The sequence below is a fragment of the Mycobacterium appelbergii genome, from assembly GCF_032883035.1.
Classification (GTDB): domain Bacteria; phylum Actinomycetota; class Actinomycetes; order Mycobacteriales; family Mycobacteriaceae; genus Mycobacterium; species Mycobacterium appelbergii.
The window spans coordinates 83,487-100,089 of record NZ_JAMQTH010000012.1; the positions used below are offsets into that span (position 1 = coordinate 83,487).

Below are 16,603 nucleotides of genomic sequence, written 5' to 3' on the forward strand. Positions count from 1 at the left end.
ATACCCGAGGGGGTATATGCAGGATTCCAATATACCCCCATGGGTATATCCGTCAAGGTAGGTCACCATGCGCGAGCAGACAGCTAGGTACCGGAAAAAGCGTGCTGGGGGGTACCTAGCTGTCTGCTCGCGGGGGAAATCAGGCGGCGAAACCGGCGCTGCGCGCCGCGATCGCATCTTCGTAGCGATCGAGCACTGTGGCTGCGACCAGTCGGTGCGGGCCCAGTGGCTCGGTCATCGGAATGCCTGCGGCCCGGGCGAATTCGGCAACCCGGTCGGTGATCCTGCCGTGTGCCAGGAACCACGGTGCGATCACCAGTCGTTCGGCGCCGTTGGCGCGCAACCGTTCGACGGCCTCGGGAACCGAGGGGGTCTGGCCGGTCGCGAACGCGACCTGCACACCGGCCCAGCGGGTCCCCTCGGCCAGAGTGTCCGCCAGCGCGGCAGTACGGGCATTGGCGTCCGGATGTGACGAACCCACGCTGGTGAGCACCACACCCAGCCCGGCGTCGAATCGCGAGACTCCCTGCGCCGCCAGTCGTTCCCGTATCACCTGCAGTAGGCGGGGGTCTTCGCCGAGCACGTCGGCCTGGCACACCTCGGCCCCGGATTCGGTGATCAGCCCGGGGATGTCCGTCCGCGCGTGGTAGGCACTTGCCAGCAAGAGCGGCGTCACCACCGAACCGGCCGGGGCCTCTGCGAGCACGTCAGCCAGATTCGGTGTGTTCTGCTCACAGAACGCGACCCGCACCTCGGTCTCCGGCAGCAGCCGCCGCAGATGTCCTGCGATGGCATGCGCATTCGCCGACGAGCGCGGGTCCGCGCTGCCGTGTGCGGTGAGAATCAGTGCCACCGGAACCTCACGAGGCGTGCAAACCGCATTCGGTCTTGGCCTGGCCGGCCCACCGACCGCTGCGCGGGTCGGCGCCCTCGATCGGCTTGCTGGTGCACGGCGCGCATCCGATGGACGGATATCCCTCGTAGACAAGGGGATTCACCAGGATGTCGTTCGCGTCGATGTAGGCCTGCATCTCTTCATCGGTCCACGCGGCGATCGGGTTGATCTTCACCAGACCGAAGGCGGCGTCCCAGCTGATCAGCGGTGCATTGGCACGCGTCGGCGCTTCCACCCGGCGGATACCGGTCACCCAGGCCGAATACTCCTTGAGTGCCTTGCCCAACGGCTCAACCTTGCGCATCCTGCAGCACTCGGCGGCCTTGCTGGCGAACAGGTTCTTGCCGTGCAGTTCATCCTGCCTGGCGACGCTGTTCTCCGGAGTGACGTTCACCACGCGCACGTCGTAGACCGCCTCCACCGCGTCACGGGTGCCGATGGTCTCGGCGAAGTGGTAGCCGGTGTCGAGGAACAGCACGTCCACGCCCGGGCGCACCTTGGCGGCCATCTCGACCAGCACGGCGTCCTGCATGTTCGACGCCACCACGTACTCAGGTCGATTGGCCGGCCCGCCGGCGCCACCGAAGTGCTCATCCGTCCAGCGCAACAACTCTTCTGCGCCGGCCCCTTCCAGTTCGGCAGCTCCACGCTCCGCCAGTTCGCGAAGGTCGGACTCCATCTGCAGATCAGTCACCAGCTCACCTCAAATCGGCTTCATCGGCCCGCACGGCCCACTGGGCGAAACGCTCATCGGCGTCGCGTTGTTTCACGAAGTTGCGAACCACACGTTCGATGTAGTCGCCGAGCTCGGTGGCCAGCACCTTGTGCTGGCGCAACTTGCGTCCGAAACCGCTGTCCAGGCCGAGGCTGCCGCCCAGATGGACCTGGAATCCTTCCTCGGGTCCGTTGCCGTCGTCGACCATCTGGCCCTTGAACCCGATATCGGCGACCTGGATGCGTGCGCACGAGTTCGGGCAGCCGTTGATGTTGACCGTGACCGGAACGTCAAGTTCGGAGTTGAGGTCACCCAGCCGGGCCTCGAGTTCGGGCACCAGTACCTGAGCCCGGCCCCTGGTGTCGGCGAAGGACAGCTTGCAGTATTCGATGCCGGTGCAGGCCATCAGGTTTCGGTGCCAGTGCGACGGTCGGGTGTTCAGCCCCAGTGCCGCCAGGCCGTCGCGCAACGCGTCCAGCTTGTCGTCGGGCACATCGAGCACGATCAGCTTCTGATAGGCGGTGAACCGTGCCCGGTCCGAACCCGCGGCCTCCATCAGATCGGCCACCTTGGTCAGGATGCTGCCCGACACCCGACCGGCGATCGCGCTGGCGCCCACGGCGTTGAGCCCGTTCTTGGTCTTCTGCACGCCGACGTGGTCGACGGTGTGCGGCACCTTTTCGGGCGCGGGACCGTCCAGCAGGGGGCGCTTCAGGTATTCCTGCTCGAGAATTTCCCTGAACTTTTCCACGCCCCAGTCCTTGACCAGGAACTTCAGCCGCGCCTTCGACCGGAGCCTGCGGTAGCCGTAATCCCGGAAGACCGATGTGATGCCTTCCCACACCTCGGCCACCTCGTCCAGCGGTACCCAGGCACCGAGCCGCTGGGCCAGCATCGGGTTGGTGGACAGGCCACCACCCACCCACACGTCCAGGCCGGGCCCGTGTTCGGGGTGATTGACCCCGATGAACGACACGTCGTTGATCTCGTGGGCGACATCCTGCAGGCCCGAGATCGCCGTCTTGTACTTGCGGGGCAGGTTGGAGAACTCCGGGTTGCCGATGTAGCGCTGCTCGATTGCGCGCAGCGCCGGCGTCGGGTCGAGCACCTCGACCAGTGAGTCGCCGGCCAGCGGGGAACCCAGCATGCCGCGCGGGCAGTCGCCGCAGGCCTCCATGGTCTGCAGGCCGACCTCGTCGAGGCGGCGCCAGATCTCGGGGATGTCCTCGATTCGCAGCCAGTGGTACTGCAGGTTCTCCCGGTCGGTGATGTCGGCACTGTCCCGTGCGAAGTCGACGGAGATCTGGCCGAGGGTGCGGACGGCCTGGGCTGACATGGCTTTGCCGTCGGTGCGCACCCGCATCATGAAGTACTCGGCCTCCAGCAGATCGGCGTTGTCGTCGCCGGTCCAGGTGCCGTCGTAGCCTTCGGTGCGTTGGGTGTAGAGACCCATCCAGCGGAAACGGCCGCGCAGATCATCCTTGGCGATGCTGTCGAAGCCCTGCTTGGAGTAGACGTCGATGATGCGGTCGCGGACGTTGAGTGCGTCGTCTTCCTGCTTGAACGTCTCAGGATGGTTCAGCGGCGCGCGGTTGCCCAGCGCCCACTGACCTTCATCGCGGGGACGCTTGGCCGGCCGCTCGGGCTTGGTGGATGCCTCGGGAGTGGACACTGTTGGTGCTCCTTCGCGGAGGAGCTGGCGTGAGGACCGCGCTAATCACCGGTGGGGCTGTCCGGCGGCGCAGATCCGGCGGCCAGCTGAGATTACAGGTGGGCAGGTCTACGGCGTCAAGGCAGACAGCAACAGCTACAAACACGCTTGAAATCGACATGCCGCCGGGCCACCAGCATTACGCGGGTGGTGCTGTTGCGGGCGGAGGTCACGCCTGACATTCTGCCACGACTGGCGCCACCAGCCCTAACCGGGCCAGATTTGCGCTCGCGGTGAGTAAAAGTCTCCGCTGGACAGTGGAGGCAAAATGAATCTTATGACCACCCGCACCGCGCCCGCAGGCCAGCCCGATCTGGCCCCGGTGCCGGGGCGTCCCTTCGGTATCTACATTCATGTCCCGTTCTGTGCCACCCGGTGCGGGTACTGCGACTTCAACACGTACACCCCCGCCGAACTCGGGGGCGCCAATCCCGACGGCTGGCTGGCCGCGCTGCGCGTCGAACTGAGCCTGGCGGCCGAACGCGTGGGCGCGGTTCCGGTGCAGACGGTGTTCGTCGGCGGCGGCACGCCGTCGCTGCTCGGTGGTGCGGGCCTGTCCGCCGTGCTCGACGCGGTCCGTGAGCACTTCGATCTGGCCGCTGACGCCGAGGTGACCACCGAGGCCAATCCGGAGTCCACCTCACCAGCGTTTTTCGCGACCCTGCGCGAGGCCGGCTACACCCGGGTGTCACTCGGCATGCAGTCGTCGGCGCCGCAGGTGCTGGCGGTGCTGGACCGTACTCATTCTCCCGGCCGTGCCCCGGCGGCGGCCGCGGAGGCCGGTGCGGCCGGGTTCGAGCACGTGAGCATCGACCTGATCTATGGCACCCCTGGGGAGACCGACGACGACCTGCGACGGTCGATCGACATCGCGGTGGGTGCCGGCGTCGACCACGTGTCGGCGTACTCGCTGATCGTCGAGGACGGCACGGCCCTGGCCCGGCGGGTGCGCCGCGGCGAGATCGACCGGCCCGACGACGATGTGCTCGCGCAGCGTTACGAGCTGCTCGACTCCCAGCTGTCGGCGGCAGGATTCGGCTGGTACGAGGTGTCGAACTGGAGCCGCCCCGGCGGTGAATGCCGGCACAATCTCGGCTATTGGGACGGCGGTGAATGGTGGGGTGCGGGCCCGGGGGCCCACGGCTTCCTCGGCACTACGCGATGGTGGAATGTCAAGCACCCCAACGCCTATGCCGAATCGCTGGCGGACGGGAACCTGCCGGTGGCGGATTTTGAGGAACTCGACTCCGCGGCACGCCACACCGAAGAGGTGATGCTGCGGCTGCGGTTGCGGAGCGGTTTGGCGAGCCGTGATCTGAGCGCGGCGGAGGTCTCCCGGGTGCCCGCGCTGGTCGATGACGGGCTGCTCGGGATGCGCGACGAGCGGCTGGTGCTGACCGACCGGGGCCGGTTGTTGGCCGACGGTGTGGTGCGGTCGCTGCTGGCATAACGCGCATCACACCCGCAGCTCGGGGCGTAGTCCGCCCAGTTTAGCTAGGTTAGGCTACATTTACTTTCCGTGCCGAAGGTGAGTTTCGAGACTACGTCCCAAGATGCCGAGTCGATCGTGCTTTTGTTGCCGCCCGGCGTGAACCCTGTCGACCTGGTAGCCGAGCTGGCCCAGGCGCTTCCCGAACGTGACGGCGAGGACTACGTCGTCTACGAGCGCGACCGCGAGTGGACGCTGGCGCTCGGAGTGCAGGGGGTCATCGAACTGGACTCCGACGAGCTGCGGGTGATCCAGGACGGTGTGGTGCAGCGCCAGCTCTGGACCGGCCGACCCGGCGCCGCGCTCGGCGAAGCCGTGGACCGGTTGCTGCTGGAGACCGACAGCCTCTTCGGCTGGGTGGCCTTCGAGTTCGGCACCTACCGATTCGGCTTGCAGCAGCGGTTGCAGCCGGGCACCCCGCTGGCCCGCATTCTCTGGCCCCGTACGCGATTCGTAATCTCCGAGACCCATATCCAGCTGATCGGAGCCGATGACCGGCAGATCGAGACGCTGCGCGGGGTGCTCTCCGATGGCGTCGGGCAGGCCGCGCCGGCCACCGCCGTCGACGTTCGCGACGACACCAGTGACTACCGCGATCGGGTCGCCGCCGCGATCGCCGAGATCGTCAGTGGCCGCTACCAGAAGGTGATCCTGTCGCGTCGGCTCGACGTGCCGTTCCCGGTCGACTTCCCGTCGTCATACCGGGTTGGCCGACACAACAACACTCCCGCCCGGTCGTTTCTGCTGCACCTCGGCGGGATCCGGGCGCTCGGCTACAGCCCGGAGCTGGTGGCGGCGGTGCGTGCCGACGGCACGGTGCTGACCGAGCCGCTGGCAGGTACCAGGGCGCTCGGGCGTGGGGCCGACCGCGACCGTGCCGCCCGCATCGATCTCGAGTCGAATCCGAAAGAGATCGTCGAACACGCTATTTCGGTCCGCACCTCAGTGCAGGAGATCAACGAGGTGGCCGAATCGGGCACCGCGGTGGTGACGGACTTCATGACCGTGCGCGAGCGCGGCAGCGTCCAGCACCTCGGCTCCACGGTGGGCGGACAGTTGCATCCGTCGAAGGACCGCATCGACGCGCTGGAAGCCTTGTTCCCCGCCGTTACCGCCTCGGGCATTCCCAAGGCTGAGAGCGTCGATGCCATCCTGCGTCTCGACGAGTCGCCGCGCGGTTTGTATTCCGGTGCGGTGGTCACGTTTTCCGCTGACGGCGGGATGGACGCGGCCCTGACACTGCGTGCGGCCTACGAATCCGGCGACAAGACCTGGCTGCGGGCCGGCGCAGGCATCATCGCCGAGTCCACGCCGGACCGCGAATTCGAGGAGACCTGCGAGAAGCTCACCACGCTCGCGCCCCATCTGGTGCCGCGCGGCTGAGGTTCCCCACGCCGAGAGCAACGAAATGGCTGCTGCGACAACGGTGATTGCAGCCATTTCGTTGCTCTCGCGTTAGAGCTCACACGGTGAGCTGCGCCAGGATCGCCTTTTTGTCGACCTTCCCGACCGCGGTCATGGGCAGCGTCGCCATCGGCACCAACACGTCGGGCCGCGCATGGGCGGCCACACCACGCTGCTCGAGATGGCTGTGCAGATCGGCAAGTGCGACCGGTGCGCCACTGAAAACTACTGCAATGCAGATCTTTTCACCGAGATACTCATCGGGTAGCGGCACCGCCGCGGCCGACCAGACCGACGGGTGGGTGTGCAGATGCTCCTCCAGGTCCAGCGCCGAGACGTTCTCGCCACCGCGCACGATCACGTCCTTGACCCGTCCTGTGACCTCGATGTAGCCGGCCCGTGGGCCATCGGCGAACCGTCGTACCCGGTCACCGCTGCGGTAGAAGCCGTCCGGGCTGAAGGAGCGCTCATTGGCGCTCGCGGCGTTGAAGTACCCGTTGATCGTGTAGGGCCCACGCACCAGTAACTCACCCTCCACACCGGGTGCGACGTCGGTGCCGTCCTCGTCGACGATGCGGACCTCGTCCTCGGCCGACAGTGGCCGGCCCTGGGTGGATTCGAGCACCTCGGCCGGATCGCCGATCCTGGTGTAATTCAGCAGGCCCTCGGCCATGCCGAACACCTGCTGCAGGCCCGGTGTCAGCGCAGTCCGCACCAGCCGGGCGTCGTCGGCGCCCAACTTCGCGCCGCCAACCTGAAGCAACCGCAGCGACTTCGGCGCCAGGGGCTCCCAGTCGCAGGCCTGCGCCCACAGCTTGGCCAGTGCGGGCACGAGGGCGACGACGGTGACGCCGTGGCGGTCGATGGTGGCGAACGCCGCCTCCGGGCTGGGATCGACGGTGAACACCGTGGTGGCACCGACGCTCAACGCGCCCAGCAGCCCGGGGCAGGCCAGTGGGAAGTTGTGGGCCGCGGGCAGCGCGACCAGGTACACGTCGTCGCCGGTGAGCTCGCACAGGGCGGCACTGGCCGTGCAGTTGTAGAGGTAGTCCTGGTGCGTGCGGGGGATGAGCTTGGGGGCCCCGGTGGTGCCACCGGACACGAGCAGCAGCGCCGGGGAAGCCGGATCGGGGTCGATCTGCGGGAGCTGCCCCGACGTATCGCGTGACACCGCCGACCACGGCTGGAATTCCTCCGGATCTCCGTCGACCAACACGTAGCGCAGCGCGGGATGGGCAGCGACCAGCTCACGCGCCATCGGCCGATAGTCGAACCCGCCTGCGGTATCGGCGATCACCAACGCGACCGCGCCGCTGACCGCGGCGAAATGGGTGAGTTCGGCGAGACGGTGCCCGGGCAGGCACATCACCGGGACGGCCCCGGCGCGCAGCAGGGCGAACAGGGCGATGGCGAACTCGCACGAGTTGGGCAGCTGAACCAGCACCCGGTCACCGGGGCGGATGCCGAGACCGGCGAGACCGGCCGATGCACGGTCGGCCAGCGTGTCCAGTTCGGCGAAGGTGTGCCTGCTTCCGGCGTCGACGACAGCAACGTGGTCGGGCCACCGGGTGGCGGCCTGCCGCAACACCGAGTCCAGTCGCTGATCAGTCCAGTAGCCGGCGTGGCGGTAGGCCTCCGCGCGGTCGGCGGGAAAACCGGTGAAGCCCTGCTGCAAGGTCGATTGAGCTGGGGATTCGGTTGACTGTCCAGTGGGCAGAGTCACGGCGGGCACCTCGGGGTAGGCGTATTCGGTCACCCGAATATAGGGTAGCCTCCACGAAGTTAGGACAGCCTGTGCTAATCGTTCGGGAGGCCATTGTGAGCGATATCGCAATCGCGAATTCGCAGACCATTCACGAGGAAGTGGCGGATCTTCTCGGTGTCAGCAGCGACACCCTCGATCCGCACGCCGATCTGATCGGCCAGGGTCTGGACTCCATCCGCATGATGTCACTCGCCGGACGCTGGCGTCGGGAAGGAATCGACGTCGACTTCGCCGCACTGGCCGCCGCGCCGACGTTGTCGGCATGGTCGGAGCTGGTGTCCTCGCGCACCGGAGGGGCGGCGAGCCTGGCTGCGGCGCAGACTGATTCGTCGTCCCCGTCGCCCGAGGACGCCGACGACGAGCCGTTTCCCTTGGCGCCGATGCAACACGCGATGTGGGTGGGCCGCGAGGGCGACCAGCAACTCGGCGGGGTGGCGGGACACCTGTATGTCGAATTCGACGGTCGCGACGTCGATCCCGAGAGACTGCAGCGCGCGGCCACCGCACTGGCCGACCGGCATCCGATGCTGCGCGTGGAATTCCTGCCCGACGGCACCCAGCGCATCGCCGCGCCGGCACCTCAGTACCCGGTCACCGTCGAGGATCTTCGCGACATGGCCCCCGAGCAGGTGCGTGAGCGGCTCTCCCTCATTCAGCACGCCAAGTCGCATCAGCAACTCCACGGTGAAGTCTTCGAACTGACCCTGTCACTGCTGCCCGGCGGAGCCACCCGGTTGCACGTCGATCTGGACATGCAGGCCGCCGACGCGATGAGCTACCGCACCCTGATGGCAGACCTGGCGGCCCTCTATGCCGGATCCGAGCTGCCACCGCTCGGCTACACCTACCGCGAATACCGGCTGCGGACACCCGTGGGCAGTGCTACCCACGAAGCCGACCGGAAGTGGTGGGCCGAGCGGATCGCCGACCTGCCCGACCCGCCGCGGCTGCCATTGGTCCCCGCGGCCGAACAGACGGACCCGCACCACACCACGCGGCGTCACCACTGGCTAAACCCGCAGACACGCGACGCCCTGTTCGCCGCGGCGCGCAAGCGCGGCATCACCCCGGCCATGGCGCTGGCCGCGTCGTTCGCGGACACCTTGGCCGGATGGTCGGCAGATTCGCGGTTCCTGTTGAACGTGCCGATGTTCGGCCGGGAACAGCGCCACCGCGACGTCGACAAGCTCGTCGGTGACTTCACCTCGTCGCTACTGCTGGGCATCGACCTGGCGGGCACCGCCAGTGCGACCGAGCGGGCCAGAGCCGTGCAGGACACGTTCCACGCCGCCGCCGGCCACGCGAACTACCCCGGACTGTCGGTGCTCCGCGATCTGGGTCGCCACCGCGGCACGCAGGTGCTGGCGCCGGTGGTCTACACCAGTGCGCTGGGCCTCGGCGAACTGTTCACCACCGAGGTGACCGATACGTTCGGCAAGCCGGTGTGGATCAATTCCCAAGGGCCGCAGGTGCTGCTGGATGCGCAGGTCACCGAATTCGACGGCGGGGTGCTCGTGAACTGGGACGTGCGCGAGGACGCGTTCCGGCCCGGCGTCATCGATGCGATGTTCGAGCGCCACATCGGCGAACTGCAGCGGCTCGCCACCGACGACACCGCGTGGGAGGCCTCGCCGCAACCGCTGCTGACCGAGTCGCAGCGCGCAGTGCGTGACGCCGCGAACGCGAAAACGGCTGCACCGAGCGGCTATGCGCTGCACGGGGGTTTCTTCGCCCAAGCCGCTGCCCGTCCCGACGCAGTCGCGGTGATCGGGTCCAACGGACAGCTCACCTATGCCCAACTGCGCGAGCAGGTGCTCGCTGTCGCGGCCGCGCTCAAAGTCGCGGGCATCCGCACCGGCGAAAGCGTCGCGGTGATGGGGCCCAAGGGTCCCGACCAGATCACCGCACTGCTGGCGATCCTGGCCGCCGGCGCCGTGTACGTGCCGGTCGGTGTGGACCAGCCCGCCGAGCGGGCCGAGCGGATGCTCAAAAATGGCGACGTCCGCATGGCGTTGTTCTGCGGCGACGGGCCACCGACCTGGCTGCCCGCTCTGACGGTCTCCGAGGCGATCCGCGTCGGCTCCCGCGCGGGCGCGACCGAGCCTGCGGCAACCGCTCCCGACGAACTTGCCTACATCCTGTTCACCTCAGGCTCCACCGGTGAACCGAAGGGCGTCGAGGTCACCCATGACGCCGCGATGAACACGATCGAGGCACTCAACACCTACTTCGGTGTCGGCCCGGCCGACAGCGTGCTCGCGTTGTCGCATCTGGAATGTGATCTGTCGGTGCTCGATGTGTTCGGCACGCTGACGGCGGGCGCCACGATCGTGGTGGTCGACGAGGCCGACCGCCGCAATCCGGATCACTGGGTGGCCGAGATCAACGCGCACGGCATCACGGTGCTGAACTTCCTGCCGGGATGGCTGGAGATGCTCGTCGAGGTCGCCGGATCGGCAGGCGGTGGGCTGCCGTCGGTGCGTGCGGTGCCCACCGGCGGAGACTGGGTCCGCACCACGATGGTGCGCAAGTTGCAGGCGCTGGCCCCGGGCGTGCGTTTGACCGGGCTCGGTGGTGCGACGGAGACCGCGGTTCACGCAACGCTTTTCGAGGCAGGTGCGCTGCCCGACGAATGGGCGGCGGTGCCTTACGGCACGCCGTTCACCAACAACGCCTGCCGCGTGGTCAACGCTGCCGGTGACGACTGCCCGGACTGGGTGCCCGGTGAGCTGTGGTTCGCGGGACGCGGTCTGGCGCGCGGATACCGCGGCAGGCCCGATCTGACCGCCGACCGTTTCGTGTCGTATTGCGGCCGGACGTGGTACCGCAGCGGAGATCTGGCCCGTTACCGGCCGGACGGGACGTTGGAGTTCGTCGGTCGCGCCGATCACCGCGTCAAGATCAGCGGTTACCGCATCGAACTCGGTGACATCGAGGCCGCGTTGCAGCGCCTGCCCGGCGTACACGCCGCGGTCGCAGCCATCGTCCCGGTGTCCGGTGGGGACATGCTGGCCGCGGTCGTCGGACTCGACGGGGCGAGCGCAGCGACGGGAAAAATCACGGTGGCCGACCTGCGCGCCGGAATCGCGGAACTCGTTCCACCGCACATGGTTCCGCGGCACTTCGAGCTGCTTGACGCGATCCCGTTCACCGTCGGCGGCAAGACGGACCGGCGCGCGGTGGCCAGGATTCTGACCGCGGCTGTCGAAGGCGGGCAGCGCATCGGTAGGCGGGCACCGGCGACGGCGCTGGAGCGGGCGCTGATCACGATCATGAGTGAGTTGCTCGCCGTGGACGAGCTCGGTGTCGACGATGACTTTTTCGAGCTGGGAGGTGATTCGGTGCAGGCGACCGCGGCCGTCGCGCGTATCCGGGACTGGTTGGACACCCCGACGGTGATGGTGCCCGACGTGTTCGCGACCAGAACGGTCGAGAAGCTCGCGATCCGGCTGACCGCGCGGGAGGCCGGTAGCGGCCGCCTCGAGCAGGTCGCCGAGCTGTACCTGGAAGTCACGGAGATGGACGACGACACCGTGATGTCAGCTCTCGACACCGCCTCGGCATCGTGACCGGATCGGGCACGCAGCTCACCTTGAAACCCTGGATCAAGAGGTATCCGGCGCAGGCTCACGACGCCAAACCGACGCTGGTGTTCCCGCACGCCGGCGGCGCCGCGCTGGCGTACCGAAACCTCGGGATGGGTTTGGCCGCAGCTGGATCCGACGCCTACGTGATGCAGTATCCGCAACGCGGCGATCGGTTGACCCATCCCGCGCCGGTCACCGTCGGCGACCTGGCAAGAGACCTGTTCGAAGCGGGGGACTGGTCCGGGGTCGGCCCGTTGCGCCTGTTCGGGCATTGCATGGGTGCCGTGGTGGCCTTCGAATTCGCCCGGATCGCCGAGCGTCGCGGTGTCGAGATCAGCGCCCTGTGGGTGTCGGCAAGCGAAGCGCCGGCGACGGTCGCGGCCTCGCCGGATCTGCCGACCGCCGAGTCCGAGATCATCGCCGAAATGGTGGACCTCGGCGGCACTGATCCACAGTTGCTTGCCGACGAGGACTTCGTCGAGCTGCTGCTCATGGCGGTGCGCGCCGATTACGAGGCCTTCAACCGCTATGCGTGCGACGCGGAGGTGACGATCGCCGCCGACATCTACGCGCTCGGCGGCCGGTCCGATCACCGGGTCAGCGAGGGCATGTTGCGCCGCTGGGAAGCTCACACCGACGGTGTGTTCACGTGCTCGATGTTCGACGGCGGCCACTTTTACGTCAACGACCACATCGCGGACGTCGCGGAGTTGGTCAATGAGTTCTAGCGGGCCTCGACCCCATCCGGACGCCACCGATCCCGTGGTGATCGTCGGGATGGCGCTGGAGGCGCCCGGCGGTGTCGACACCGCCGACGGCTACTGGTCGCTGCTGTCCGAACAGCGCGAGGGTTTGGGACACTTTCCCGCCGACCGCGGATGGTCGGTGCGCGACCTCCTTGAGGGCTCGCGGCGTGATGGCTTCAAACGGATCCATGACCTGGGCGGGTTCCTCTCCAGCGCAGCCTCATTCGATCCGGCGTTCTTCGGGATCTCGCCACGGGAGGCCGTCGCGATGGACCCGCAGCAGCGCGTCGGGCTGCGCATCGCGTGGCGTGCACTGGAGAACAGCGGCATCAACCCAGACGACCTCGCCGGCCACGATGTCGGCTGCTACGTCGGGGCCTCCGGCCTGGAGTACGGGCCGGAGCTCTCCGAATTCTCAAACCACAGTGGTCATCTGATCACCGGCACATCGCTCGGGGTCATCTCCGGGCGCATCGCCTACACCCTGGACCTCGCCGGTCCGGCCCTGACCATCGACACCTCCTGCTCATCGGCGCTGACCGCGTTCCACACCGCGGTCGGTGCGGTGCGGGCCGGGGATTGCGATATGGCGTTGACCGGTGGGGTCTGCGTGATGGGTACGCCCGGTTACTTCGTCGAGTTCTCCAAGCAGCACGCGCTCTCCGATGACGGGCACTGCAGGCCGTACAGCGCGCACGCGAGCGGCACGGTATGGGCCGAGGGTGCGGCAATATTCGTGCTGCAACGCCGATCGGCCGCGGTGCGCGACGGGCGGCGCATTCTGGCCGAGGTCCGCGCCACGGCGGTCAATCAGGATGGCCGGACCACCGGCCTCACCGCCCCCAGCGGTACGGCCCAGCAGCGGCTGTTCCGGCGGGCCATCGAGCAGGCCGGGGTGCGGCCCGAAGACGTCGGGATGATCGAGGGACACGGCACCGGAACGCGTCTCGGTGACCGGACCGAACTACGGGCTCTGGCCCAGACATACGGCGCCGCCGCGTCGGGTGCCGGTGCCTGGCTGGGTTCGGTGAAGTCCAATGTCGGCCATGCCCAGGCCGCCGCAGGCGCGCTGGGGCTGGCAAAAGTGCTCATCGCCGCCGAGCGGGCCGCCGTGCCGGCCACCCTGCATGTCGACGAGGCGAGCCGCGAGATCGACTGGGAGAAACAAGGGTTGCGGTTGGCCACCAAGCTGACGCACTGGCCCGCGGTCAACGGCCGCCGGATCGGTGCGGTGTCCGCATTCGGCATGAGTGGTACCAACGCGCATGCGATCGTGGCGATCCCCGACGATGGGGAAGCCGCATGACCGTCCCCAACCACTTGCCCGACCGACGCATTCCGGTCCTGCTCAGCGCGCACGCCGAGGATCTGGCCGGTCAGGATGCCGCGGCAATCCTGCGGTACCTGGATCGGCATGCCGACGCCGAGGTGTCCGAGGTGGCGCAGACGGTCGCGCAGACCCGCCGGCTGCGCCGTCACCGCGCGCTGATCCGGGCCGCCGACCGCAGCGAGCTGACCGCGGCCCTGAAGGCACTGGCGGCAGGCGACGAACATCCGCTGCTCACCCGGTCCTCGGGAAGCTCCCCGTACCAGCCGAGCTCAGCGCCCCGCATCGCGTTCGTGTTCCCCGGTCAGGGCAGTCAGTGGCCGTCGATGGGCGCCGAAGCCTACGACCGGTTGCCCGAGTACCGCACCGAGGTCGACAAGTGTGCCGCAGAGTTCGGTGCCGCCGGTGCAGCGTCACCCTTGGACTATCTGTTGGCCGATCCTGACTCCGCGGTCACCACCAACGATTTCTCGCAGGTCCAGGTCCAGGGTGCGCAGTTCATCCACGGGGTGGCGCTGGCCCGGGTGTGGCGGTCGGCCGGAGTGCTGCCCGACATCACGGTCGGGCACAGCCTCGGCGAAATCGGTGCGGCCTATGTGGCGGGCAGTATCACGCTGAGCGCGGCGGTCGGGGTGGTCATCGCCCGGGCCACCGTGTTGGACGCCCTCACCGGTCCGTACCGCGTTGCCGTGCTGGGCATCACCGCCGACGAGGCGCTGGCGGTGATCGCCGAGACCCCCGGGTGGGCCGAGCTGTCGGTGGTGAACTCGCAATCCTCCGTGGCGATCTCGGGTGATGCCGATGCGGTGGCTGCCGCGGTGCGGACCGTCAAGGGGCGCGGGGCGTTCGCCAAGGAGATCGAGATGTGGTTCCCGGCGCACACCACCGCGCTGGATCAGGTGCGGCCCCAACTCGAATCGCTGCTCCCCGCCGGACAGTTCGCCGAATCGCCGGTGCAGCTCATCGGCTCGGCCACCGCCGACGTGGTGGCTCCGGACACCCAGTTCGCCGACTACTGGTACACCAATCTGCGCAGCACCGTCCGGTTCGACCGGGCCATCGGTGCGGCGGTGGGTCGCGGAGCGCGCATCTTCGTGGAACTGTCCGCGCACCCGGCACTGTTGTTGGCCATGGCGGACCTGCTCGACGACGCCGCAGAGCTCACCGGTGGCCCCGCGGTGATGGTGGGATCCGGGCGGCGTGACGAGCCGCTCGCCGACCGCCTGTCGGCCAACATCGCCTCGGTGGCGCTGGCCGACCCCGGGTACCGCTGGAGCGATCTGCTCGGTGAACCACGAACGGCCCTGCGGAACTTCCCCTTTGCCCCGATGCGTGCCGATCATCATTGGGCGCGCGCGGAACCACTGCCGCCCGTGGTGGGCCTGACCATGGCGGTCGAGCACTGGGTGCAGGTGGAGGCTGCCCCGGTCAGCGCTGCGCACCGGGTTGCGATCCTCGACCTCGGGCCCGACTCCGACGGACAGCTGGCAGCGGGCCTACGTGCCGCCATCGACGGCCACGACGGCGTGACCGCGACCGAACCCGCAGGCGCCGAACTGCTGTTGGTGGTGGCGCCGGACAGCGACCGCGCCGACGCGGTCGGTGCGGCCGAGGAACTGAGTCGCCGGATCGATGACGGGTTGCTCACCTACGTCGAGGCGATAACGGCGAAGACCCGCGAGGTCTGGCTGATCACCGTGGGAGGGGAGCGGGTCACCGGCGCGGATCCCGGTCCACTGCCCGCCCACACCGCGCTGGCCGCGATGCACCGCAGCATCGGCTTCGAACACCCCGACCAGAATTTCCGGCATCTCGACCTACCATCGGGCGGGGTCGATTCGGCCGGCGCGGCCATGGCCATCACGGCGATCGTCGGTGCCACAGAGGATGTCGCGCTGCGTGACACCGCTTCCGGGCCGGCGCTGTATCGACGGGCCATGTGTGACCTGCAGTCACCGGCGCCCATGTGGACTGCCGATTCCGAGATCCTCGACGAGGTCGTCATCACCGGTGGCGCCGGTGCGGTGGGTGTGCACTACGCGCGTCAGCTGGCCGAACTGGGTGCCAGGCGCATCGTGCTGCTCAGCCGCAGCGGGGCCGACCCGGGCCTGCTGGCCGAGCTCAGTCAGCGTCACGGTGCCGAGATCGTCTCGGCCCGCTGTGACATCACCGACGCCGCCCAGGTATCGGCGGCCGCGGCCGACTTCGCCGGTGCGGGCGCCTCCCTGGTGATCCATGCCGCCGCCGCGGCCACCATCGCGCCGGGACGCGAGCTGACCGGTGCCGCGGCGCGGAACACATTCGCGGCCAAGGTGGCCGGCCTCGGACACCTCACCCGAGCCTGGCCGCTGCGACCGGACGCCCGGATTGTGTTGTGCTCGTCGGTATCGGGACTCTGGGGCGGGCACGGCCACGCCGCGTACTCGGCGGCCAACCGGCTGCTCGATGTGATGGCCGCCGCGCTGCGCGCCGAGGGACGGCAATGCACCTCGGTGCGCTGGGGCCTCTGGCAGGGTGCCGGAATCATCGATGATGACGAGATCGCCCGCGTCGAACGGTCGGGTCTGCGGGCGATGGCGCCAGATCAGGCTGTGGAGGCGGGCCTCCGTGACCACGGGTGCGATCCACTGGTGTTCTCCGCGGACACCGCGCGATTGCAGACATTCCTGGGCACCGACGAAAGCCCCGTTGTTCCGGGCGCTGCCGAGCCGGACGCAGCGGATCTGGACACCACCGGCACGGTACGAATCGCCTTGGGGTCGGTGCTGAAGCTGTCCGACACGACGGGACTTGATCTCGACGCGTCCCTGTTGGACCTCGGCGTCGATTCGCTGCTGGCACTCGACCTACGTAAGAAGCTCAAGAAGGCCACCGGGCAATCCGTGCCACTGGCCACGATTCTCGGCGGCGTCACCGCCACCGAGTTGATCGAGCACCTGGAAAGAACCTGAGAAGAGGGCATTT

Annotated in this window: 11 protein-coding genes; 6 read left to right on the forward strand and 5 right to left on the reverse strand. The window is 68.2% G+C overall.

Annotated elements, in window-relative coordinates:
* Positions 1 to 139 precede the first annotated feature (139 nt).
* The 4 genes from M1247_RS25560 to M1247_RS36460 all read right to left on the reverse strand — a co-directional run bounded on the left by M1247_RS25560 (position 140) and on the right by M1247_RS36460 (position 3,503).
* A complete protein-coding gene (locus tag M1247_RS25560) occupies positions 140 to 853 on the reverse strand; it encodes a sirohydrochlorin chelatase (RefSeq protein WP_317159207.1) in 714 nt (237 codons plus the stop codon).
* Between the two features lie 7 nt (positions 854 to 860).
* Positions 861 to 1,574 carry a phosphoadenylyl-sulfate reductase gene (locus M1247_RS25565; protein ID WP_410506944.1) on the reverse strand — a complete coding sequence of 238 codons (714 nt, stop codon included), beginning with the start codon at positions 1,572 to 1,574 and terminating at the stop codon, positions 861 to 863.
* 19 nt (positions 1,575 to 1,593) lie between these two features.
* A complete protein-coding gene (locus M1247_RS25570) occupies positions 1,594 to 3,282 on the reverse strand; it encodes a nitrite/sulfite reductase (RefSeq protein WP_317159209.1) in 1,689 nt (562 codons plus the stop codon).
* Positions 3,283 to 3,398: 116 nt separating this feature from the next.
* A complete protein-coding gene (locus tag M1247_RS36460) occupies positions 3,399 to 3,503 on the reverse strand; it encodes an Ms4527A family Cys-rich leader peptide (RefSeq protein WP_410506941.1) in 105 nt (34 codons plus the stop codon).
* Between the two features lie 95 nt (positions 3,504 to 3,598).
* Between M1247_RS36460 and hemW the strand changes: the two genes are divergently transcribed.
* Positions 3,599 to 4,771, forward strand: coding sequence for a radical SAM family heme chaperone HemW (hemW, locus tag M1247_RS25575; protein ID WP_317159210.1), 1,173 nt, complete (start codon positions 3,599 to 3,601; stop codon positions 4,769 to 4,771).
* Positions 4,772 to 4,840: 69 nt separating this feature from the next.
* Positions 4,841 to 6,193 (forward strand): salicylate synthase, encoded by a 1,353-nt coding sequence (locus tag M1247_RS25580; RefSeq protein WP_317159211.1) that lies wholly within the window; start codon positions 4,841 to 4,843, stop codon positions 6,191 to 6,193.
* Between the two features lie 79 nt (positions 6,194 to 6,272).
* On the opposite strand, the gene M1247_RS25585 is transcribed toward M1247_RS25580, so the two are convergent.
* On the reverse strand, positions 6,273 to 7,931 hold the full coding sequence (locus M1247_RS25585; protein ID WP_410506945.1) for a (2,3-dihydroxybenzoyl)adenylate synthase: 1,659 nt from the start codon (positions 7,929 to 7,931) through the stop codon (positions 6,273 to 6,275).
* Positions 7,932 to 8,032: 101 nt separating this feature from the next.
* On the opposite strand from M1247_RS25585, the gene M1247_RS25590 reads away from it, so the two are divergent.
* The 4 genes from M1247_RS25590 to mbtD are packed head-to-tail and all read left to right on the forward strand — an operon-like array spanning position 8,033 to position 16,590.
* A complete protein-coding gene (locus M1247_RS25590; RefSeq protein WP_410506942.1) occupies positions 8,033 to 11,548 on the forward strand; it encodes a non-ribosomal peptide synthetase in 3,516 nt (1,171 codons plus the stop codon).
* On the forward strand, positions 11,545 to 12,294 hold the full coding sequence (locus M1247_RS25595) for a thioesterase II family protein (RefSeq protein ID WP_317159212.1): 750 nt from the start codon (positions 11,545 to 11,547) through the stop codon (positions 12,292 to 12,294). Before M1247_RS25590 ends, M1247_RS25595 begins: the two co-directional genes overlap by 4 nt.
* Positions 12,284 to 13,618, forward strand: coding sequence for a beta-ketoacyl [acyl carrier protein] synthase domain-containing protein (locus tag M1247_RS25600; RefSeq protein WP_317159213.1), 1,335 nt, complete (start codon positions 12,284 to 12,286; stop codon positions 13,616 to 13,618). Before M1247_RS25595 ends, M1247_RS25600 begins: the two co-directional genes overlap by 11 nt.
* Positions 13,615 to 16,590 (forward strand): mycobactin polyketide synthase MbtD, encoded by a 2,976-nt coding sequence (gene mbtD, locus M1247_RS25605; RefSeq protein WP_317159214.1) that lies wholly within the window; start codon positions 13,615 to 13,617, stop codon positions 16,588 to 16,590. Before M1247_RS25600 ends, mbtD begins: the two co-directional genes overlap by 4 nt.
* The last annotated feature ends 13 nt before the right edge of the window (positions 16,591 to 16,603 follow it).